General features: G+C 37.6%; 20 protein-coding genes. 4 read left to right on the forward strand and 16 right to left on the reverse strand.

What is annotated here, in order from left to right; translation table 11 throughout:
- Positions 1-172: 172 nt before the first annotated feature.
- The gene (locus AC25Y5_RS14575; protein WP_488140919.1) at positions 173-484 is read left to right on the forward strand and encodes a DUF3817 domain-containing protein; all 312 of its coding nucleotides are present in this window, start codon (positions 173-175) and stop codon (positions 482-484) included.
- 762 nt (positions 485-1,246) lie between these two features.
- A complete protein-coding gene (locus AC25Y5_RS14580; RefSeq protein WP_488140951.1) occupies positions 1,247-1,411 on the forward strand; it encodes a hypothetical protein in 165 nt (54 codons plus the stop codon).
- Between the two features lie 254 nt (positions 1,412-1,665).
- Here AC25Y5_RS14580 and AC25Y5_RS14585 read toward each other — a convergent pair whose 3' ends face one another.
- From AC25Y5_RS14585 to AC25Y5_RS14595, 3 genes are all read right to left on the reverse strand, one after another.
- Entirely contained in the window at positions 1,666-1,866 is a 201-nt protein-coding gene (locus AC25Y5_RS14585; protein WP_488140920.1) for a 4-oxalocrotonate tautomerase, read from the reverse strand.
- Positions 1,867-1,872: 6 nt separating this feature from the next.
- Positions 1,873-2,661: a 2-keto-4-pentenoate hydratase gene (locus AC25Y5_RS14590; protein ID WP_488140921.1), complete on the reverse strand. Its 789-nt coding sequence runs from the start codon at positions 2,659-2,661 to the stop codon at positions 1,873-1,875.
- A 91-nt stretch (positions 2,662-2,752) separates the two neighbouring features.
- Positions 2,753-3,394, reverse strand: a complete 642-nt coding sequence (locus AC25Y5_RS14595; RefSeq protein WP_488140922.1) for an alpha/beta hydrolase — start codon at positions 3,392-3,394, stop codon at positions 2,753-2,755.
- A 204-nt stretch (positions 3,395-3,598) separates the two neighbouring features.
- Between AC25Y5_RS14595 and AC25Y5_RS14600 the strand changes: the two genes are divergently transcribed.
- Entirely contained in the window at positions 3,599-3,865 is a 267-nt protein-coding gene (locus tag AC25Y5_RS14600; RefSeq protein ID WP_488140923.1) for a hypothetical protein, read from the forward strand.
- 71 nt (positions 3,866-3,936) lie between these two features.
- On the opposite strand, the gene AC25Y5_RS14605 is transcribed toward AC25Y5_RS14600, so the two are convergent.
- Both AC25Y5_RS14605 and AC25Y5_RS14610 read right to left on the reverse strand, forming a co-directional pair.
- Positions 3,937-4,320: a VOC family protein gene (locus tag AC25Y5_RS14605; protein ID WP_488140924.1), complete on the reverse strand. Its 384-nt coding sequence runs from the start codon at positions 4,318-4,320 to the stop codon at positions 3,937-3,939.
- Positions 4,321-4,491: 171 nt separating this feature from the next.
- Positions 4,492-7,029: an EAL domain-containing protein gene (locus tag AC25Y5_RS14610; protein ID WP_488140925.1), complete on the reverse strand. Its 2,538-nt coding sequence runs from the start codon at positions 7,027-7,029 to the stop codon at positions 4,492-4,494.
- A gap of 424 nt (positions 7,030-7,453) precedes the next feature.
- Between AC25Y5_RS14610 and AC25Y5_RS14615 the strand changes: the two genes are divergently transcribed.
- Positions 7,454-8,818: a trypsin-like peptidase domain-containing protein gene (locus AC25Y5_RS14615; protein WP_488140926.1), complete on the forward strand. Its 1,365-nt coding sequence runs from the start codon at positions 7,454-7,456 to the stop codon at positions 8,816-8,818.
- A gap of 215 nt (positions 8,819-9,033) precedes the next feature.
- Here the strand turns inward: AC25Y5_RS14615 and AC25Y5_RS14620 are convergent, their stop codons facing one another.
- From AC25Y5_RS14620 to AC25Y5_RS14670, 11 genes are all read right to left on the reverse strand, one after another.
- Positions 9,034-10,449 carry a short-chain fatty acid transporter gene (locus tag AC25Y5_RS14620; RefSeq protein WP_488140927.1) on the reverse strand — a complete coding sequence of 472 codons (1,416 nt, stop codon included), beginning with the start codon at positions 10,447-10,449 and terminating at the stop codon, positions 9,034-9,036.
- Positions 10,450-10,862: 413 nt separating this feature from the next.
- Entirely contained in the window at positions 10,863-11,885 is a 1,023-nt protein-coding gene (locus AC25Y5_RS14625; protein WP_488140928.1) for a histidinol phosphate phosphatase domain-containing protein, read from the reverse strand.
- Positions 11,857-12,678 carry a DeoR/GlpR family DNA-binding transcription regulator gene (locus AC25Y5_RS14630; RefSeq protein ID WP_488140929.1) on the reverse strand — a complete coding sequence of 274 codons (822 nt, stop codon included), beginning with the start codon at positions 12,676-12,678 and terminating at the stop codon, positions 11,857-11,859. Before AC25Y5_RS14630 ends, AC25Y5_RS14625 begins: the two co-directional genes overlap by 29 nt.
- A 43-nt stretch (positions 12,679-12,721) precedes the next feature.
- A complete protein-coding gene (locus AC25Y5_RS14635) occupies positions 12,722-14,062 on the reverse strand; it encodes an MATE family efflux transporter (RefSeq protein WP_488140930.1) in 1,341 nt (446 codons plus the stop codon).
- A complete protein-coding gene (locus AC25Y5_RS14640; protein ID WP_488140931.1) occupies positions 14,063-14,953 on the reverse strand; it encodes a metallophosphoesterase family protein in 891 nt (296 codons plus the stop codon).
- A gap of 11 nt (positions 14,954-14,964) precedes the next feature.
- Positions 14,965-15,861: a carbohydrate ABC transporter permease gene (locus AC25Y5_RS14645; RefSeq protein ID WP_488140932.1), complete on the reverse strand. Its 897-nt coding sequence runs from the start codon at positions 15,859-15,861 to the stop codon at positions 14,965-14,967.
- 60 nt (positions 15,862-15,921) lie between these two features.
- Positions 15,922-17,613 carry an extracellular solute-binding protein gene (locus tag AC25Y5_RS14650; RefSeq protein ID WP_488140933.1) on the reverse strand — a complete coding sequence of 564 codons (1,692 nt, stop codon included), beginning with the start codon at positions 17,611-17,613 and terminating at the stop codon, positions 15,922-15,924.
- 26 nt (positions 17,614-17,639) lie between these two features.
- Complete coding sequence (locus AC25Y5_RS14655) at positions 17,640-18,548, reverse strand: ABC transporter permease (RefSeq protein ID WP_488140952.1); 909 nt, start codon at positions 18,546-18,548, stop codon at positions 17,640-17,642.
- Positions 18,549-18,637: 89 nt separating this feature from the next.
- Entirely contained in the window at positions 18,638-20,131 is a 1,494-nt protein-coding gene (locus AC25Y5_RS14660; protein ID WP_488140934.1) for a CehA/McbA family metallohydrolase, read from the reverse strand.
- Positions 20,109-21,251 (reverse strand): ABC transporter ATP-binding protein, encoded by a 1,143-nt coding sequence (locus AC25Y5_RS14665; RefSeq protein WP_488140935.1) that lies wholly within the window; start codon positions 21,249-21,251, stop codon positions 20,109-20,111. Before AC25Y5_RS14665 ends, AC25Y5_RS14660 begins: the two co-directional genes overlap by 23 nt.
- A 385-nt stretch (positions 21,252-21,636) precedes the next feature.
- Complete coding sequence (locus AC25Y5_RS14670; RefSeq protein WP_488140936.1) at positions 21,637-22,191, reverse strand: DUF6241 domain-containing protein; 555 nt, start codon at positions 22,189-22,191, stop codon at positions 21,637-21,639.
- Between the last annotated feature and the right edge of the window lie 23 nt (positions 22,192-22,214).

Consider the following 22,214-nt stretch of genomic DNA (forward strand, 5'->3'; position numbering starts at 1 on the left):
TAGTAGGGATTAAGGTACAGAGAGTGTGGAGTCTCCAACCAACTCCGGAAAGCGTCCAACAAACGGCCGATTTTCCAACGATATCATCAACCAGTCAATTCGCTTTCTATACTAAGTCATTCACTTCTTATATACTGAGGGTTGGTAAAATAAAGATTTTAGGAGCGATATGATGTTTAAAAATGCATTGGGCCGTTTTCGTTTCATGGGTTTCCTCGAAGGTAGCTCGCTGCTACTCTTATTGTTCATTGCGATGCCCCTTAAATATGGGTTCGGTATGCCAAGTGCCGTGACTATTGTTGGAACGCTTCATGGTTATATATTCCTAGCTTATATGGTTGCCATTGTGTATGCAATGATTGCGGTAAAATGGCCTTTCAAATTTACAATTGGCGCTGTTCTTTCCGCCTTTATTCCATTCGGTAATTTCATTTTGGACAGCCGTCTCAAAACGCTAGAAAATCCGAGCGGGACGCCTCTTTAAATTTGAGTGCCTGATTCTAATACAACTCTGAATAAGTAGTGAGCAGCACCTGTGCTTGACACAAAGACATAGTAAAAGGTGCCAGTGTATGAAATAAAGACAATCGACTCACATGTTTGGAAAAACATATAGAAAGAATCGTGCACATACACAACTATCTGAATTTTAACAACACAAAAAAGGTCACCCGTCGATGAATCATCGATGGGTGGCCTTTTTTAAAATATAGTTTCTCTACTACATTGTCTAGCCGTTTCTCCGAACATATCCACAACGACTGCAACTATCAGAGTTGTAACTCATCCGATGATACCCTGACAGCTTACACTTCCATTTCCCAAACCATTTTCCGATGAGAATCCCCCCTCATATAAATATGAAAATCTGTAATCTATTTGTCTCTACTTCCTTTATTATACACTAAGCATGCTTTTTTACCTACTACTTCATTAAACTTAATTATATTAAATTTCAGAGTACATATTTCGACCTATATCGACACAAAACAATGGTAACATCTCACGCACCTGATTCGCTCATTAGTTTTTCATCAATCTACTAGTCAATTCGATTTCTATAGATAATCCATTTCTTCTTATAAAATGGGGTTTGGTAAAATGAAGATTTTAGGAGCGATATCATGTTTAAAAATACACTGGGATGTTTTCGTTTAATGGGTTTCCTGGAAGGTAGGTAGCTCACTGCTACTCTTGTTGTTCATTGCGATGCCCCCTCGCGTATATGGTTGCCATTGTGTATACGATGATTGCGATAAAATGGCCTTTCAAATTTACAATTGGCACTGTTCTTTCCGCCTTCATCCCATTCGGTAATTTCATTTTGGACAGCCGTCTCAAAACATTAGAAAACCCGCGCCTCTTTAAAAGGTCGCGCTTGATACCAAGGCCTTTACAACAACTTGCATAAATTCAAAAAAGTAACGCCAGTTTTTACTCTGGCGTTACTTTTTTGAATTTATGCAACACGTACTTAATTCAACAATTCTATTCCCTTTATTACATCCAAACTTTCCAAAGCTTCCTGTAACGACTTCTTCAAAGCTTGCGCTAATGTTTTTGCGTACTGTACAGTAAGTTGGTTATTATCGCGGCGATACAAAAGTTTATCGATAACACTTGTATGGGCAGGCTTTATAATAACTACTTCATTCGCAATTCATTTTACAAAATCGGCTTTCCAGCTTTACCCCAATGCGTTTTAGGTATCTCTGTGACAAGCACTCTAATATTTTCTACTGGCGCATCTAATGTTTCAGAAACCGTTTGCGTAATATTTCCAATCAATTCGGCAACTTTCTCTTTCGGTCTGCCTTCAATAATACTTACCTGGATTAACGGCATACGTAATCTCCTCTCTTGCACTAGAATTTATTCGGTTACCGTAAATGACACTTCACCAAGTCCATCGAATTTACCGCTGACTACATCGCCTTTTTCAAGTAACACGGCGCCAGTGAGTGCACCTGATAAAATGACGTCTCCTTTACGGACCTTGTCGCCTTTTTTCGCAAGCATATTGGCGAGCATTGCAATTGCATTTGCAGGATGACCAAGTACAGCCGCTCCCGTTCCTGACTCCTTCAACTCCTTATTAATCGTTATTGTAGCGCCTACTAAATCGAGTTCGAATTGATCAGGGTTTTTAAATGTTGTACCAAATACGACTCTCGACGTGGAAGCATTGTCCGCCACAACATCAGGTAGTGTGAAATTGAAGTTTTCATAACGGCTATCAATGATTTCCAGCGCAGGAACAACCGATTCAGTTTTTGCCAACACTTGTTCACCTGTCACACCAGGTCCTACAATGTCTTCCCCAATCACAAAGGCGATTTCCGCTTCCACTTTCGGGTGGATTAAATCACTAAGAGAAACTTCACCTCCGTTATCAATCAACATATAATCAAAAACGTAACCATAAATGGGTTCATCGACATTCATTTGCTGCATTTTAGCTTGAGACGTCAATCCCATTTTGGGCCCAACAATCTTGCGACCTTCAGCCAACTTCATAGAAACCAGCTCTTGTTGAACGAGATACCCTTCTTCAACTGTTAAATCGGGCTTCAAACGGGCTGTCACTTTTTCTATTTCACGCTTTTCTACTTCTCCTGCAACTAAATAGGTAGCAATTTCTTTTATTTGATTTGCATTCATAGATATTTCCTCCTTTTTACAACGTACTAGTTTCTTGTTTGGAGCGCTCAGCTTTCACGTCCATAATGCATTACTATGTAAGCAACCTAGTTCAACGTATTGTTTCAGTGAGCCAGCGACTTAGATCGTTTTTATTAGCCACTCCAATTTTATGGCCCGTCGGATAGGTTTTATAATCTACAGTAGCACCTGCACCTTTAAAATAAGCATCATTCTTTTTCCCGACTTCCGGTGGAAAGATAGTGTCTGTTTCACCGTCCGATAAATAAACTAACAGATGATCGACGTGTTTTATCGGGTACTCCTCCACTACGAAATCTGGAATATAACCATTCATGGAGACGATGCCTTTAATTTTATCTCCTAGTACTAACGCAAGCGAATTGGATAATATAGCGCCTTGACTAAAGCCACCTAAGTATATTTGTCCACGGTCAATCGGATAGGTTGCGCATGCATATTCAATAAAGCTTTCCAAGCCTTTCATGCTTTCGTCGAAAAGGTCCCGATCCGGATTTCCGTATCCTTTCAAACGGTAATACGCAAATCCTTTTTCATGCTCCAAATGACCTCGGATGCCAATTAAAATAAAATCCTCTTTTACATCTTCAAAAACACTTAGCATATGCTGTTCATTGTAGCCAATGCCATGTAGAGCAAATAACACAGGTAGATTTTTTCCTGGTTCAATCTTTGATGGAATCATCACTTCGTACTCAAATTTATTCACCATTTTGTCCCTCCTGGATACATTTACTGTAGCATTCAGATTTTTATTTTGTACTATGATATTCCCCAAATTAATCATACCAACTATCAAATTCCAATTGCACATAATGGTCGTACTATGTTTTAATTACCTTTAAATTTTTTCACGAAATAGTACATATTTGAATATATTAAACACAGTACGTGAAAGTGATTGGAGGTTAACAGTTTGAATAATAGTAATTTATTCTTTTCCAATCAAAATCAAGATAGTCAAAATCAAACAGACAGTGAAAGCGCTAAACTTGCTGTCATTGCAGGCGTAATAACTACATTTGGGGATGCCCTATCCACTTTGGCAGCAGTCCTAGCATTAGAAGAAGCACGGCAAGAACAAAATAATGCTGGAGATAGTAAAAATATGCAAAAACAGATTGATTATTTAACCTCTGAAATAGAAAAAATTAAAAGACAGATGAATTCACCTTGGAGATAGAAATCTACTCCCTATTCATACATTTGTGCTAAACATCTTTCGAGATGTTTTTTTATTAAAATTCTTTATTGTTAGTTACTTTTTTCCATGACTGCAAAGTAATTTTCTTCATTATCTGCAAAATTAAAAACTCTACCAGAAGGCATCTCTACAATTTCTCCAATTGTGATATTTTTATTTGAAAAGTCATCATATAATTTATCGAGGTTTTCTGTAAAAAACATCAAAGAAGGTGTTCCAAGATTCATTTGAGGCTCCATTTTCGAAATTAATTCCTTATTGTGGAGTACGAAACTTGTTTCAGCTTCCTTTGCCGGAGCAATCTCAAACCATCTCATTCCTTGACCATTATCTACTTCAGAAATTACACTAAACCCGACATTCTCTGTCCAAAATTCCACTGCTTCTTCTTGATAATTTACATACAACATAATTTGACCGACTTTAGTAATCATCGATTTCACTCCTTTATGTTATTGAAATTGTTATTTACAGAGCTATGAATCCTACTTTATATAGTTCGATAAAACCTGATCATTATCCTTGTTGAACACTCCCTCAAACAAATACCCATGCCATTCCAGTGCATTCCCCAATTAGTTTGGCCAACAAACGCCTAAGAGATCCTACAATTCCTTAAAGTATTTCCCCACACTGCCTGTTATAAATGAATGACCGGGTAGGAGCGGGTCATTTTTCAACTGCAGTTGAAATTGATTGAAATGCTTGATAAAGTATTCTCTTTCCTTCTCATCAACCATGAATTTAATACCATATTGGTTGAGGTTTTCCTGTTCTGCATCATACACAATTGTTCCATAAAAAGTCATTTCTTCGTACATTATGGTTAGTTGAAACTTCAATATAATATCCGACCTTACGGGAAGTTTAATGTTCGATAAAAAACGTAATCCGCCCGGCCCTATGTTTTCAACTACTATTTTTGTATTTCCCAATTGAACCTTTTTTCCATTCAATTCGGAGATCGTCATAAGTGCTTCGAGTGGATACTTAAAATCAATTCTAAAATACTTTCTTCTTTCTTTAAATGGTATAGATTCAATTTCAGGATTCAATTGCCCTGTTAATAACTTGATGATATTTTCTTCTGAAACTGGCCTACTAAATAAATAACCTTGAATCCAATCGCATTGTAAATCAGCTACAAATTCCTTCTGTTCTATCGTTTCGACACCTTCCGCTACCACTTTTATGGACAACCTATTGGCTAACTGAATAATTGAAGTTACAATTTCGGCGCTATCTTTATCTGAAGGTATGTCCTTAATCAACTCTCGATCTATTTTCAATACGTCCGGTTTCATATCTCGTAAACTTTTAAAAGACGCGTAGCCTGTACCGAAATCATCAAGGGAGATTTGTATACCCATCTCTTGCAATCTCTTTATTTTCCTCAACACTTTTTCTTCTTGATCCATCAACGTACTTTCAGTAATTTCAATGTTAAGCCACTTTGGATCTAGATTATTTTCTTGTAAGACACTAGAAATCATATCCACCAAATCCGTTTGTAAAAACTGAACAAGTGACAAATTAACTGAGACTTGAATAAAATGTCCGGCTTTGTGCCATGCGCATACGTTTTTGCAAGCTGTCCTCAATACCCATTCACCGATTGGAGTGATTAACCCCGACTCTTCAGCCATTGGAATAAATTCATCAGGCGGAACGATTCCCCAATCGGGATGATTCCAGCGAATTAGTGCTTCTACGCTTCCTACTTGATTCGTTCCTGCATGCACAATCGGTTGGTAATAGACGAGAAATTGATTGTCTTCTAACGCTCGCTTGAGCTCATTTCTTAAGGTAAAAGTCTTATATGTGGCGACGTTGGCTGTTGGTGAAAAAATTTTATATTTATTGTTTCCCGCTTCTTCCGCAAGGTACAATGCTAAACTCGCATTTTTCATCAGCGAAACGGTGTCCTCCCCAGATTCAGGGTAAATACTAATACCAATACTCGTTGTAATGGAAAGAGTGTAGTCCTTAATGTCAAATGATTGCTCAAAAACCTGCAGTACCTCCTTGGCAATTTGTTCAATTGAATGAACCTCTTGAAGGTTTGTCGTTAAAATCGCGAATTCGTCTCCGCTGATTCTCGCTATCATTTTCACATTTTTAGTAAGCGTAATTTTTAATTGTCTTGCAATTTCAATTAACAAAAGATCACCAATATCATGGCCTAAAGAATCATTTAAAAATTTAAATCCATCTAAATTTAAGTTTAATACGGCGAACTTTCGCTGATCAACATTCGCTAGTCGAATTTCTAGATCCAACGCATTTTCAAAAGCTCGTCGATTTGGTAATTCAGTTAAATAATCATGATAAGCCATATAGTGAATTTCGCGCTGCTGCTCTTTTATTTCAGTAATGTCATGGATATTGCAAATGATCCCATTCACACTTGGTGTATTGAGGAGATTCGTATAAATGACCTCAACGTCACGCCATTCTCCATTTTTATGCTTTAATTGAAGCTCTACCGTAAAAGGTGTATTAGCCCGATTGAGAACTTCTTTGAATTTACCCTTTTTCGATTGAAGTTCATCAGGATGAATCAAATCAAAAAAGTTTTTCCCGGTAATCTCCTCCACTTTATAACCAAGAACTGCTTCAATTGATGGACTCTCAAAAACGATTGTTCCATCTTTGTCGAGGATGCCGATAATTTCATGAGAATAGTGGATTAATGAATGAAGTTTTTCGCGCATTTCTTGAATATCCTGCTTCAATTCTAGTTTATCGGAAATATTATGTGTTAATCCATATAAACCGATTACTTCGTCATTCTCTAGTTGAATGGGTGTCAGCGTAACATCAATATGAATAATTTCCCCCTTTTTATTAAGGACCCTATAGTTTACATATTGAGCTTCTCCGTTTAACACGTTGGCGAAATAGCCTTCCACCCTTTCTACATCTTCTTTATAAATGAAGTTGCTATACTTTTTTCCAATGATTTCTTCAACGTTAATTCCCGTTAATTGGTTATTATCCCCACGGACATTCACAATTACTCCCTTAAGATCAATAACGAAGAGAAGAATATCAGGTGAATTTTCAAAAATTTGAGGATATGATTTTTTTTCCTCGTCCAAATAAGCCATTAATTTCTTCTTTTTATTCATTCTTGAAAACAAGACTACCCCTCCTTACTAGACGTGAATTTGTACTATTCAAATTGGCTTTATTATTTCATAATGAAAGGCTCTAAAAATTAGAATATTTAATTTCCCTACTACCATTTGAGCCATTCATTGGTATATGTAAAATTTAAAAGTAGTTTAGTAAACTCTAAGACTCTTACATAAAGCTACCGTCCTTCTCAGATTAAGTCAACGAACCTTATGCTGATATACCTGTTTTTAAACCACCTATTTCCATAGAAATAAATTCTCGAAAGCAGCATTTAAGTTTGTTGGTGCAAGTACTTGAATTTAACTAAGCGAATAGCTGGACCCCTATATCTAATTTCCGTTCATGGATACATTTAATTCAAAACACTCTTTCAATTCAAGTCGAATAGGGCGATACTAATAGTAGTAAACTACTGGAGGTATGGCCATGTTTTGTCAGAAGTGTGGGGGTAAAAACGAAGCGACTTCACTGTTTTGTGGCAGTTGCGGTACTTCTATGAAGAAATCCGGAAAAAAGTGGTTGTGGATAGGCATCGTCTTTACTGTTTTCTTATTGGCAGGAGTCGGATATGTGCTTGTTCAAGTGTTAAACGACAAGAAGCCCAGCGAAATGGTTCAGAGCGTGGCTGTGGAAAAACCAAAAGAAGTGGAACAGGTTGTGCAGCCTGTTGTTAAGAAAGTGGAACGTGTACAAAGTCTTGAAAAAGAAAAAACGGCAGTTATTAAAGAGTCGTTGCCAAAGGTCTTTACGATTTTCACGCAAGAGGGACTCGGATCCGGTTTTCTATATAAAAAAGGCGGATTGGTCGTAACGAATGCGCATGTTGTCGTCGGTTACACGGAGGTGATTGTCCGAGATTCGAGCGGCAAGGATACACCCGGGCAAGTCATCGGCATATCAAATCTTTATGACGTTGCATTGATACAGGTTGCGGACTATGTAAACGCAGAACCGCTCTCTGTCGAAATGGAAGAATCCGCGATTGGAACCGAAGTGATTGCACTCGGCAGCCCCCAAGGATTGGAAAACTCCGCTTCTGTCGGCTATTTGACAGGCATTAATCGAACAATTGATTTTGAATTCAGCTACGACAATGTCTATCAAGTGGATGCACAAATTGATCAAGGAAGCAGTGGCGGTCCGCTGTTGGATGCAAAATCCGGAAAAGTAATTGGCATTAATTCACTTCTTTATACAAATAAAAACAATTTCGCTTTCTCGATACCCATGTACAGCATGGTCGACCTTCTGGATTCCTGGGCTAAATCCCCTATGACGCATCAACAAGTTGCCGGGGTATTTGGTTTCTATGATGAGTACGCCGATGTTAGTGCCACGACGGAAGCGGAAAACAATTATGAGGAGTATGTCGAAGAGTATGTCGAAGAGGAAGTCGTGGATGAAGAAGTCCCTGTCACCCCCACAGTCTATTTCGATGAAAGTGAATTGGAAAGTTTCATCCTCGCGTTTCGTGACAATTATGCAATGGCCTTGCAAGATGAAGACTTTTACTGGATTCAAGACATGGTGTTGCCCGGTAGTGCGGCGTATCGCGAACTGGAAGACTATGTAGCAGAGATTGCGGGTCAAGGGATGACATTTAACTTCACAAACAATACAGTCACCGGGATTGAGATCCTCCACGAAATAGCTTATGTATCGACACTTGAACAATTCGACTTTACCACAGCAACAGGAGAACTCATCTACTACGAGCGTGAGAAAGACTATACAATCATTGTTGATGAATACGGGTCCTACCAGATCACGGATATTTTCATTTATCAATAACAAGTTTCTAAGACGCAGATTAATGAAGGATACATGTACTTGAAAAATCATAAACAAAAAAACCAGACATTCGCCAATTTGTCTGGTTTTTGTTTATGAATTTAAGGTGCCTGGTTCTAATACAATTCCGATTTGTCTCACAACCAAACAACCGTCACTCTGGAATATCTAAATGCCTCCTACTAGAGTTCCACAGGGTTAAAAATCTAGTAAACTTATTCAAAAATAGGAGCTATATAAGGCATTGTTTTTGCCAAAATCCATACTAAGAATAGGACCACAGGTGCGTGGAATATCAATTGTAAAATGGAATATCCGGCAAGGTCTTTTGCTTTGACACCCAAAACACCCAACAAAGGCAACATAAAGAATGGATTTATCATGTTAGGAAGGGCCTCCGAAGCATTGTATACTTGTACAATCCAGGCCATGCTCACATTTAATTCTTTTGCGGCTGCGAGCAAGTACGGCGCTTCCACAATCCACTTTCCACCGCCTGAAGGGAGAAACAATCCTAAAACGGCTGAATATATCCCGGCAATAAGCGGAAACGTATTTTCAGTCGAAATCGATAGAAAGAACTTCACTGCCACATCATTCAGTCCGGAGTTCATTAAGATTCCGAAAATTCCTGCATAGAGAGGAAACTGAATGAGCACACCACCAATGGCGGGTACTGAATTGGCAACTGAATTCAAGAAATTTCTTGGTGTCCAGTGCAAAAGCAATCCTAACATTAATAACATAAAGTTGTAATTGTTGAGATTAAGAGCAGCGATCGGTCCTGTTTGCGCAATCACATTTATAATATAAATCGAGCCGATACCGACCAATAAAAGCGTTAAGATTGGGCTGTATTCTAGCCATTCTCCCGGCCTTTCAGCCTTCTTTTTTTCCTTATCAAGGGCACCAATTCTCTTATAATCAATACCAGCCATTTCGGCAGTCTTCGCTTTGTCTTTACCAGGGGCAGACACATAAGCAATCCACACTGATAAAGTGATTAGAACAACGATCATGACTAAGTTTTGCCAAGTGAAAATTGTTTGCGACATCGAAATCGTACCACTGATTTCATACAAAGCTGGCGGAATTGAAGCTTTCGTTGCCATTAACAATGCGGCTGAAGAAGAAAGTCCTAATGCCCAAACACTTCCAAGCCCAAGGAATCCTGCCGCGCCCATCGCACGATAATCGACACCATCGACGCGTCTGCTAATTTCTTTAATAAGAATTCCACTAAACACCAAGCTAAATCCCCAGCTTATGAGAGATGTAAACATAGAAAAGAACGCTACAAAAGCGACTGCTTTCTTCGGTGAATTAGGAATTTCAGCAAGTTTTGCAATTAGTGTATGAACAGGTTTAGAAGAAGCTACGACGTATCCAGTAATAATAATAAAGGCCATTTGCATTGTAAAAGGTATTAAGTCCCAATAGTGAGTACCAAAATCGACTCCAATTTCAACGGGAGTCCGTCCCATAAGTAAGGCAACAATTGCAATTAAAACGACTGCAATCACCGCAAAAATATACGCATCCGGGAACCACTTTTCACTCCAATTCGCTAGTGAAATCCCCAATCGCTCCATAGCGCTTTCCTGTTTCACATCTTTTTTCTTGTTATTCAAACGACACGCACCCCTCACTCTAAGTTGTTAAAACGTAAAAATTCGTTTCATCTCGTTGCGTCATTCGCAAACTATGTAACTGCTTTCCAAAAATATATTCATTCCCTCCCTTCGTAGTCCCCAATGATTGATATTACAGTTTGTTTGAATATATGTAAAGTTCAAAATTAGAATCGTATTTAGTGAAAGTCACTATAGACATTGTTAAATTATGATATTTTGAAGTTCTAATTAAAAAATCAAATATATACCAAATACGTGTTTGTGTTTGTCTTCCTCTTTTATACTATGCAATTGCATTGTATTCTCTGATTAGTTTCGCTCACAGCGTACCTGACACTAAAAAAACCAGACACTTTCCAATTTGTCTGGTTTTTTTGTTAATGATTATGCATTTTTAATGAAATACCTAGTTAATATGGAACAGCGATATGATCCAAGTTAAAAGGTTTCATGACTCTTTTTCTATCCGTAAAAGTCACTACCTCGTTAACCCCTTTGTCCATTAACATCCTTTTTATTTGATCTGCGTAAATACCTACATCATTCGGGTAGTGCGAGTCAGATGACGTAGTGAACTTTACCCCTTCCGCTACTAAGATATCCAAAAACTTAGGACTTGGACATAATTCTTTAACAGGATAGCGGTAATATAATCCTGCATTGACTTCTGTTGCTACATCATTTTCAACTAACACTTTTGCTACGTCTTTATACACATCGACCAAACTCGTTTCAGGAGGTCTGTGATTAAAAACTTTTATATTATCTAAATGCGCGATGAAATCAAAGATCCCGCTCACCGCAGCTTTTTTGACTGTTTCAAAATGATTTTTGTAAAGCTCATTTACATCATATAGCTTAAATCTATCTTGGAGCGCAGGGTTATCAAATCCCCATCCATCGTAAAAATGTACAGACCCAATGACATAATCGAAGTCAAAGTCACTTAAGATAGATTTTAATTCATCTTCTCCACCAACAAAATAGTCTGCTTCGATTCCTAACTTCAACGCCACGCCTTTTGACTTCCACTCTTTTTTGGCGATTGTTATGAACGAGACGAAATCCTGTAAGCTCCTTACCATCACTTTATCTAACCAATCTGCTTGTTGCTTACCTATTTCATCCGAACGCACATCTATGTATCTCGTGAAGTAATCTCTTGTTTCCTTAAACCTGTATAAATGATCAACAATACCCACTTCTTTAATCCCTTTATTTAAAGCTTCTTGCAAATAAAAGTCCAACCACCAGGTAGAGTATTCACTTTCATCCAAACGTTTGCTCATCCTATCACTCGATTCGACCAACCATTCTTTCGTATGCTTATCTTTTTGACTCGGTTCAAAATGGTCCATTGCTTTCAAACTTTTTTCAACAAACGATAACGAGTAAGGTCCTTCTTCAAGGTGTATATGATAATCTACTTTCATCCGCTTCATCCTCCTTTTGCAAAACTGGGTCATTAACGGATATCCACTCATATCCACTTTCAAGCCAGTCTAACGGTTTGTCTTGATCACAAATGATTTTGGTTAGTTTGGAAATCGGACTTACTTCAAACACCGATTTTTTATTTAACTTGGATGAATCCGTAAGTAAAACGGCTTCTTGGCTTTGTTGAATCATCACTTCTGAAATAAGTGATTCATCCATATCAAAGTCATAGACAGCGTCTTTGGTTACCCCACCACAAGATATAAATGCCTTGTTAAAATTAAATCTTTTTAGAAATTCAACGGTGTATGTGCCTTTTACAGATGATTGTTCAGGATGCGTAATTCCAGGTAGCATAATCACTTGTCCTGAAATACGTTTTTCTTCAATCGCTAAATTAAATCGCATAGCTGCACTTAAAGAGTTCGTTACAATCGTTAATGATTGTATATCTTCAATCATATCGGCAATATGAACCGTTGTCGTACCTACATCTACTGCTATCGTATCTCCATGCTGAATGAGCTCCGCAGCCTTTTTGGCGATTTTTAACTTGTTCTCATAATTTAATGTCATTTTACTTTCATAGACCATCTCTTTTTGAGTAGGTATAAAAGGAACCGCCCCACCATGAATACGCGTCAATTGTGAATTCATCTCAAGATCTGCCAAATCTCTTCTTATCGTTTCGGGGGTGACATTTTGACTCTTCGCAATATCGGCAACCATTATTTTGTCGTACTTTTCCAATTGACTTAAAATAAACCGGTATCGTTCGTCTTTATTCATCATTACATCCTCCCTTACAGCGCCTCTAATCTATACAATTTTGTCAATCCACCAGTATATTCAAGGTTTTCCAATGGCCTTTTTTCCAGCGTAAAAATAACAATAAAGCTCGGATCCATTCATCTACTATAAATACAATCCAAATTCCTATTAACCCGTACCCCAACCAAACACCGACAATAAAGCTCATCGGAATGACAAACCCCCATACGACAATAATACTGATTAATACAGGGTACTTCACATCCCCAGCTACATTCAAAGTTGAAACAAGGATCACATTTGCTGTTCTAGCAGGTTCTAATAAAACACTTAGAAAGAATAGCGGAATCGTCAGTTGAATGATTTCTTCATTCGTTGTGAATAAGGTAATAATAGATGAAGATAACAATGCAATCACAGCTGTTAAAGTAGTGGTCGCGATGATACTCTTCATTAATATCTTCACAGAAAAGTGATAAGCAATATCCTTCATATTGCTGCCAATCAGCTTACCCGTTATGATTTGTGCTGCTTGTGAGATTGCCATTGAACATGCAAATACCATCGAAGTAATTGTTTGCGTATAAATCTTCGCTGTTATCGTAGCAGCACCCAAACTTGCGACAAAACCAGTGATGATCACTTGCGATAAGTTGTAAGAAACATGTTCTCCAGCCGAAGGGATGCCAAGCACAAGTACTTTTTTCATCACTTTCAATTCAATTCTTTTCCAATTTATAAAGCCAAAAAGAAGTTGCTTATACTTCACAAAATAGATACATAGGATAATCATACCAATCATTCGGCTTATGTTGGTCGAAACTGCAACACCAAAAACGCCTTCGCCGAAAATGGTTATGGGTGTAAACAGTACTATATAGTTAAAAATAATATTTAATACATTAATGAATATTGTCACAGACATCACAAACTTAACCATCGAATAACTTCTAAAAACACTTCCCATCAAGCCCATAATGGAATGAAAAATGAGTCCGTATGCGATTGTTTTTAAGTAAATCGATGCTTCGGCCATCAAGTTTTCTGGTGTTTGAATGATTTTAAGTAAAGTTTCGTTGAAAACGAGTAGTACAGTCATCATAATGATGGTGAAAATGACATTTAAATAAATTGCATGTGTGAATATTTTTGCGCTTTTTACCTTTTGATCCGTACTTGAAAGTTGGGTTAGCTGAATCGTTGTTCCGATATTTATAAATCCATATATCATTGTTGTGACAACGATTAATTGGTTAGCTAGCCCAACGGAAGCAACACTATTATCTGAGTACTGGCTAAGCATTAACACATCCATGTTACCTAGTAAAAGTTGAAAAAATTGCTCTACCAACAAAGGAATGAAAAGATATTTAAATTTAGGAATTTCTTTGAAGTTTTTCATTTACTTATAATTTCTATAGTTGTTCGTTTCAATGAGGTGGGTCTGAAATAATTGATCGTGATTCATTTCGATTACACGCGCACCACGCACTAGCTCTCCATAACACTGAAAGCCACTAATTCTACCGTAGCCTAATTGAATGCCATGGTAATCGGCCACAAAGTCGTTGTCATGATCATGGCCACAAAATACACCTGCTATATGTCCATTTAGTAATAATGAGGTAAATAATCCCGTATTGACCATAGGTGAAGAGATACTCTCAAATCTCTGACCACTTACTTGGCCATTCATGAATGCATCTTTATATTCCGGAAGTGGAATATGTAAAAATAATAGATCTTGCTTCACTTCGTTCTCACTATTCTTATACAACTCGGAAACTTTGTTAAACCAAGTCACTTGATCAGGATGAACAAACTCATATGTACCAATCTTTAACGGATCAATTGCGCCACTATCTACTAAGTAGAGCACATGTGAAACTTCACCCTCATTGGTTTTAATTTCAACACAATATGAAGCTCTATCCTCAACAACATGCAAATGCTTTTTCTCAACCAATTGTTCAATTCTTTCTTCCATCTTTCGTAACTGCGTACGTGTAATGCCTTCTTCAGCATCATGATTACCGTATGTAATCGCTATTGGTTTATTTAATGCATTTAAAACGTCTACCAATGCATCAAAACTTTTTTCAGGACCTGGTACGCCTTCAGACCATATTAAATCTCCAGTGATGACAATTAGATCCGGATTGGCTTTCTCCGTCATTTCTTTTAAATGATTAAACGTAAGTTCATCATGTTCATGAAATGGCATTGAACCCACATGTAGATCCGTAAATTGCAAAATCGTGAACTTCCCTTCTTCTCCCACAGTAAGTTTCATCATTCACCCTCCTATTCTTTAACTGAACCAATATTTACACCTTTCACGAAATACTTTTGGATAAACGGATAAACCATGACGATGGGTGCAACAACAATGATAATCGTTGCCATCTTCAATGAATCACCTGTTACCGTTATATTCTCTAAAGCTGCATAGGCACCAGAGTTTCTCAACAAGCTATCGGCTAATGCTTGTTGACTCGTTAACATTTCTTGAAGCAGGGTTGCAAGTGGTTTTAGGTCAGGGTTTCTAACATAGAAGGACCCCGAGAACCAATCATTCCAATGACCAACAGCAGTAAATAGACCAATCGTTGCGATCACAGGTTTACTCATCGGAAGAATAATTTTCAAGAATATTTGAAACTCAGTGCAACCATCGATTCTAGCTGCTTCCTCAATACTGTCTGGAATTTGATAGAAAAACGTTCTCATGATTAAAATATTCCACACACTATAAAGGCTTGGAATAATATATACCCAGATCGTGTTTGTTAATTGTAGCTCCGTTAAAACCAAGTAATACGGTACAATCCCACCACTGAATAGCATCGTGAAAAAGACGAAAAATGTAATGAACTTTCTTCCCGGTAAGGTCTTTGTTTTAAGCGCATAAGCTGCCATTGCAGTTAAAAACACACTAATAACCGTTCCTACGACCGTTCTAAACAAACTTATACCAAATGCACTCAGTATGGCTGATTCCTTAAATACCTCTACATAGTTTTCAAAGCTAAAATCTCGAGGAAAAAAACTAATACCGCCACGCTGGGCATCCGTTCCATCATTAAATGAGAGGGCTAATATATTCAAAAAAGGGAGAATGATTGTTAAACAAAGTAGAACCACAATTACAATATTTAATATTTTAAAGAAACGCCATGACTTACTATGCCCATCTGACATGCCAACCCCTCCTTTAAAAGGAGCTTGCTCTCTTTACTAAAGAAAACAAGCTATTTAATTTTAAAACTTAATTGTCGTTCCTGATTTTTCCTTTTCCTCAATGAGTTCTATATACTCTTCTAAACCAGCTTTTTCAAGTAACTCTTTTGATTGTTGTAGGATTTCTTTCGCTTCTTCATCCGTTTTACTATAATAAGCGCGCAACAAGTTTTCATTGTACGTATCTAAAGCGATATTTAAATTGTCACCATTGTTAAATTCAAAGATAAATGATTTAGAAGTTGACCCATCAATTACACTGGCATTTGCGAACTTTTCATCATAATTCCATAGCTCAATTATTTTTTGAGAAACTTGTTGATTGTCATTGGCTACACTTTCGCCATATTCATATTCACCGAAATCCGCCATATTATCGATATCCGTATAGCCAAGATGCTCTGCCCAATAGGAGCCAGCGCCTCTAAAACCAAGCTTCGCTGCTTCAGCTGGATCATTTTCTTTTAACGCTAAAACTTCTTCATTAACAATCGGATTTCCATCCTCATTTAACGTATAATCTCTACCTTCAATTCCATATTGACTTAATAATTTCCCTTCACGACTTGCTAAAAAGTCGGCTAACTTCACTATATCCTCCGGGTGTTTCGTTGTTGCAGGAACTGACCATCCGGCATACCCCGATTTGTAGGATAATTGCATTTTATAATCACCTTCAACTGTATCTATAGGTCCAAGTGGAACATATTTCATGTCATTATTTTGTACAACGTAATTATGCATATCAGAAACAATTCCGAACGATTTGTTTACAATTCCTTCTTTTGCTCTGTTTTCTTCCATCGTGAAGAACTCTGGATGAAGTAGCCCCTCGTTTAATAATCCTCTAATAAATTCGACTCGTTCTTGTCCGTAAGTTGTTTGTGATTCATGCTTTATTTTCCCAACTTTATCTTTTAAGAACTTCTCACCTGTTGCACCAGTCCACACTAGGTCATTGAAAATAAAGTCTCTGTCTTGTCCACCCCATGCGGTTGGACCAATCGGTGTTATTGGTTTTCCATTATTGTCTTCGAAATTTCCTTCTTTTATCTGTTCCGCTAATTCACGGAGCTTTTCAGTTGTGTCTATTTCTGCTGGATTAATGCCTAATTCATCAACAATATCTTTTAAAATATACGGTCCTCCAACATACTTACGAGTTACTGTACCTTCCTCACGTGGTATTGACATATGGACAAAATAGCTATCTTTATCAAACTCATCCCTAAACATAATATTGTCTCTTGTGTCTTTCGGTAAGTAACCTTCTTCAAAATACTTACTGTAAATTGTCGACTTTTGCAGCATAGGCGTTAAATTATGGAACATGCCCTCACGACCAGCCTTTAACAATACTTGCATTTCAGGTCGTCCACTATGATCTAGATAATAGGCGATAAAATCTGGTAAATCACCCGCGGCCAACCCTGAAGTTAATGCATCCGTCGAGCTTCCAGTAATCCCTTGTAATTCTAAAGTAATTCCTGTTTTCTTCTTTAATTCTGCAGCGATTTCCGGGTTTATTTCTGCAGATGTATCTCCTGCGCCCTGAAACACTAATCCTTTTATTGTTCGGTCAGCAATCCATGTATCTGGTGCACCCTCAGGCTTTTCGCGTCCCGCGCTGTCGTCTGTATCATTTGAACAAGCAGTGAGCAATAGAACACCCGCCAATAACAGTATGAATAATCGATGTGATAACTTCTTCATTGTGAATTCCTCCTTGTGATTTTCATTTACCATAATGATGTATTAAACTTCTTACTTGCAAAACGATTGACGGCGAGTACGACGATCAACCCAATAACACCTTGCATCATTCCTATTGCTGTCGCATAGCCAAATTGACCGCTTTGAAGTCCAGTACGTATTACATACGTGTCAATGATTTCTGAAACCTCTGTATTTCCAGGCGTTTTCAACAAGTAGATTTGATCAAACCCAGCAGATAGAATATTTCCTAACGAGAGAATAAACAAGATTAAGATTGTTGGCCTTATCCCTGTTAGTGTAATATGCCAGATTTGCCTCCACCGATTCGCTCCATCAATTGCTGCCGCCTCGTATAGAGCGGGGTTAATACCAGCAATCGCTGCAAAGTAGATAATCGAATTCCAACCGATGTCCTTCCAAACGTAACTCCAAAACATTATTGAGTGGAAACTATCCTCTTCCATTAGGTAAAACTTGCTTCCATCGCCGCCGAAAAAGGACAGTGCCTGATTAAACAACCCTGTATTTGGTGCTAAAATACTCTGAAGTATTCCCACAACGACTACCCACGATAGAAAGTGAGGCAAGTAAGTAATGCTTTGAAAAATCCCCCTGATTTTATCGCTTTTTATTTCTTTAAACATCAGTGCTAAAATGATTGGAAATGGTAATGCTAGGATTAATTTCATCGAGCTGATGATGAGTGTATTTTTTATAAACGTCCAACTTTGAGGATCTTGGAAAAACCGTCTAAAATATTCTAGTCCAACCCAAGCACCACCAAAAATGCCTGTATCAAATCGAAACTCCTTAAATGCCAGGACCATACCAGCCATTGGTAAGTAAGAAAATATGATGAAGAATAGGATACAAGGTAAAAGCATTAAATATTGCGCCCGATGCTGCCATACATTTTCATAGTTGAGCTTCATTGGCTTGACTTTCTTTTTCTTCTTCCTCAACGGAGATGAATTCCCCATATATTTCCCGGTTGTGACCACCATGTAGTAAGTCCTCCTTCCTATTCGTTTTTTGGATTATCAGTAAAGTAAACGGGATTCGTTAATAAAATCCGATTGAGATCATGGTCAAATGCAGATACTCTTAACCACTTCAGCTCATTTATTCCTTTTAGATTAAGCGAAAAATTCATATCTAACTGATCACTTTCATATAACTCTCCCAAATTTGATTCTATTTTAACGACATTCACATTTTCTGCGTTGATCAGTCGAATGCGCATTTCCAATGCTGGCAAATCATCTATAATAATCCTGTCTCCGATTGTCCATTCATTGTTAATAACAAATTCGATTTTCGGTGAAAGCGTCATATAACTTCTGCCGAGTTTAACTGCACGTAATATTTCATCTTCAGTTGCATTTTTCTCTGCCTCCACATACAAATAGGCAGGTTTTTTGGTTGTATGAGAGTGATGCCAATCCCTTCCGCACGTGGCAGCCATTTCAATACCGTCATTTAACAACTGCGTCCATTTTGCAACGGCATCTGCATTTGACAACGAATCGTGGGGATCTTCTGAATTCCATACTTCGATAAAGTCTATATATTCAACACTTTCCAATACATATTGCCATCTACAGCCTGTACAATACGGACTGCCTACATCGAAAGGATGAGCGATCCCAATGACTAAACCTTGTTCTTTCATAACCTTTAGTTTTTCATTAATAGTAAATCGATCAATTGAGGTCCAATCTATCGGCTTTTGATGTTGATAACCTAATGTTAAGAAGTGACCATGTAATGTCGTCATTTCGATTCCTTTAATCAATTGGATTGAATGACTTTTAATTGATAGTTCATCAAATGCGCTTAACGTATTATGATCTGTTATCGCTAGCCATTCGATTTTTTGCTTAATGGCTTCGTTAACTAATTCTGTTGTCGTATGGATTGCGTCACTATGTTGTGTGTGTGAATGCAACTCAACTTTTTGATAGGTAGAATGCGCTGTTTTGTTTCGTTCTCTCTGTAAGGGCTTTTTTTTAATTTTTTCTATTTCCAAAGGTAATTGAACGCTTAGTTCATCTTCATGTAAGGCATGGATTGTACAAGTAATTGTGGTCTTTGGCGTGACTAGCGCATGTAAGTTAAAAGATATATCCCAAAATCCGGGTTCAATTCTTCCTGTTCTCATACCTGGTGAAGAAGCTGTGTTGTTAATGATAATCGTACTTGCAGGCTCAAACCGGTGGCAACTTCCTTCATACCCTTGACTTGAACTGGCTGAAATGGTGATCAGGTTTCTCACGGATTGAATATGCGCTCTATCTGAAGATGCCATATTATTTTCTTGTTGAAACTGTGAAAACAATTGATCGATAGTCGATTCTTCCTTTTCCTCGCTTGGTGAATACGAGTATTGAATAACGAGTTCTTGCGTCGACTTTGGCACTTCTACCCTTACTAAAATATGGGATTGATGTGCATCTGGGGTAACTATAATCTGATAGGTTCCTAATGTTTTTTTAAATAGCGACAACTGTTTCATCTGCGTTCATCCCTATCGAATTTAATTCAATTCGTTCCGTCGAATCTTTATCGAAAAAGTGTATATGGTCAAAATCAAATACCATTTCAACTGCTTGGTCAGCATCAAATGGTTCAATCATATCTACTTTCGCAACCAACTCTTGTTCATTCAAAGTCACGTGTAAAATGGTCTCGGATCCCGTTAGCTCAGCTAACTCGACATTCGTTGTAAAATTATATCTCGTGTCGTTTACACTTTCTTCATCGCAAATTTTAATATGTTCAGGTCTAACACCGATGACAATGCTTTTATTTACATATCCTCTTGCATCTAAAGTTTTAATTTGATCGATTGGAAGCGGAATGATTGTTCCTGCTACATCCAATCCATTGTCTATTAATGTCCCCTCAATAAAATTCATCGCAGGGGCACCTATGAAACTGCCAACAAAAATATTGTTCGGTTTTGCATAGATTTCTCTAGGTGTTCCGACTTGTTGAATGACACCATCTTTTAATATGACAATTCGAGTTGCCATGGTCATGGCTTCCGTTTGATCATGGGTAACGTAGACGGTTGTTGTTTTCAACTCTTTATGTAGCTTTGTAATTTCTGCACGCATTTGTGTTCTTAATTTTGCGTCGAGATTAGAAAGGGGTTCGTCCATCAAAAACACTTTAGCATCACGTACAATTGCTCTTCCAAGGGCTACACGTTGTCTTTGACCACCTGATAATGCCGCTGGTTTTCTACCTAACAAAGATTCAATGTCTAAGATTTTTGCTGCTTTATGCACACGTTCTTTTATTTCTTTTTTGGGTGTCTTTCTTAATTTCAAAGAAAAAGCCATATTTTCATATACAGTCATATGTGGATACAACGCATAGTTTTGAAAAACCATTGCAATGTCTCTATCTTTTGGATGAAGACGATTTACGACCTTATCATCGATGAGTATTTCACCTTCACTAATGCTTTCTAATCCAGCAATCATTCTCAATGTTGTAGATTTCCCACAGCCTGATGGCCCAACAAATACAATAAACTCCTCGTCATCTATGGATAAATTAAAGTCATTGACCGCTTTTACACCGCCACTATATTCTTTTGATAAATTACGAATTAATAATTTAGCCATGGTGCCTCCTAGATACATTTATTTTTTCCGTTTCGTTTTTGTTTACATCAATAATTTATCAAACAAACATTAAGCAAATGTGTTGCAAATGTAAATAGTTTGTTAACGTGACTATAAATAAAACCCTTAAATGGAGTTATATGAAAGAAATAACCGTGAAGTTCGGGGGTTTTATTGGCGGTAGTTAGGTATGTAAAAATGAAAAAACATAGTGCGCTGTCGTTTTCACTGACCCTTTTTGGTTCACTTCGGTCAAAGTGAATGCTACGTAATTACCGTCAGATCAAACGAGAAGATATGGTTTTCTTTGACAATGGATGAGTCTTAAACAGGAAATTGGTTTCTTGGTTTCCGTAGATAAACACAAAAAAAATAACCCCAGTTTTTATTCAGGGGTTACTTCTTTGACTTCAACTTTAAAATGTTTTTTAATGAATTTCCTTTCTTCCTGTGCACTCAAGATTCCTGTTGCTCGTCCCACAGTCCCTTCTTGAAGTTCCCAAATAGCGTTATGATCGTCATCTGCCTGTGAGAAATCATTGTTTGACCAGCGCGTAAGGATCCGCAAAAATGTGTCTGCATGCTCATAGTTTAATTTGTTTTCGTCAACGACTTCTATCAAGCGATTCACACGGTCTTGGGTTAAAGGAATGAAGCCCCATTTATCAGCTGCTTGCACTTTTTGATGTGACATGCCATGAATCGCATCTTGCGCATCAAATTCATCCATCGAGCTTGGGAATTCCTCTTCAATTGGTTCTTTTCTTACTTCGTCAATTTCAATGACTGTTTGAAAATCTTCCCCGCCTCCACCTTTTGGATTAGCGGTCTTTTCTTCGATTGTTACATTACCTTTACTTAATTGATGGAAAATGAGATAGGCACTTAAGCCAAGTACAACGATACCAAGTGCTATGTATAAAACTTTTTTATGTTTCATGAAACCGCTCCCTACTTAATTGT

It is taken from the genome of Sporosarcina sp. Y1011 (assembly GCF_057669885.1).

Coding starts and splice junctions, on each gene's coding strand:
- AC25Y5_RS14575 (WP_488140919.1), top strand. CDS start 173: ATGTTTAAAAATGCATTGGGCCGTTTTCGTTTCATGGGTTTCCTCGAA.
- AC25Y5_RS14630 (WP_488140929.1), bottom strand. CDS start 12,678: ATGAATAAAGACGAACGATACCGGTTTATTTTAAGTCAATTGGAAAAG.
- AC25Y5_RS14605 (WP_488140924.1), bottom strand. CDS start 4,320: ATGATTACTAAAGTCGGTCAAATTATGTTGTATGTAAATTATCAAGAA.
- AC25Y5_RS14580 (WP_488140951.1), top strand. CDS start 1,247: ATGATTGCGATAAAATGGCCTTTCAAATTTACAATTGGCACTGTTCTT.
- AC25Y5_RS14595 (WP_488140922.1), bottom strand. CDS start 3,394: ATGGTGAATAAATTTGAGTACGAAGTGATGATTCCATCAAAGATTGAA.
- AC25Y5_RS14590 (WP_488140921.1), bottom strand. CDS start 2,661: ATGAATGCAAATCAAATAAAAGAAATTGCTACCTATTTAGTTGCAGGA.
- AC25Y5_RS14670 (WP_488140936.1), bottom strand. CDS start 22,191: ATGAAACATAAAAAAGTTTTATACATAGCACTTGGTATCGTTGTACTT.
- AC25Y5_RS14625 (WP_488140928.1), bottom strand. CDS start 11,885: ATGAAAGTAGATTATCATATACACCTTGAAGAAGGACCTTACTCGTTA.
- AC25Y5_RS14655 (WP_488140952.1), bottom strand. CDS start 18,548: ATGAAGCTCAACTATGAAAATGTATGGCAGCATCGGGCGCAATATTTA.
- AC25Y5_RS14645 (WP_488140932.1), bottom strand. CDS start 15,861: ATGTCAGATGGGCATAGTAAGTCATGGCGTTTCTTTAAAATATTAAAT.
- AC25Y5_RS14650 (WP_488140933.1), bottom strand. CDS start 17,613: ATGAAGAAGTTATCACATCGATTATTCATACTGTTATTGGCGGGTGTT.
- AC25Y5_RS14660 (WP_488140934.1), bottom strand. CDS start 20,131: ATGAAACAGTTGTCGCTATTTAAAAAAACATTAGGAACCTATCAGATT.
- AC25Y5_RS14615 (WP_488140926.1), top strand. CDS start 7,454: ATGTTTTGTCAGAAGTGTGGGGGTAAAAACGAAGCGACTTCACTGTTT.
- AC25Y5_RS14665 (WP_488140935.1), bottom strand. CDS start 21,251: ATGGCTAAATTATTAATTCGTAATTTATCAAAAGAATATAGTGGCGGT.
- AC25Y5_RS14635 (WP_488140930.1), bottom strand. CDS start 14,062: ATGAAAAACTTCAAAGAAATTCCTAAATTTAAATATCTTTTCATTCCT.
- AC25Y5_RS14640 (WP_488140931.1), bottom strand. CDS start 14,953: ATGAAACTTACTGTGGGAGAAGAAGGGAAGTTCACGATTTTGCAATTT.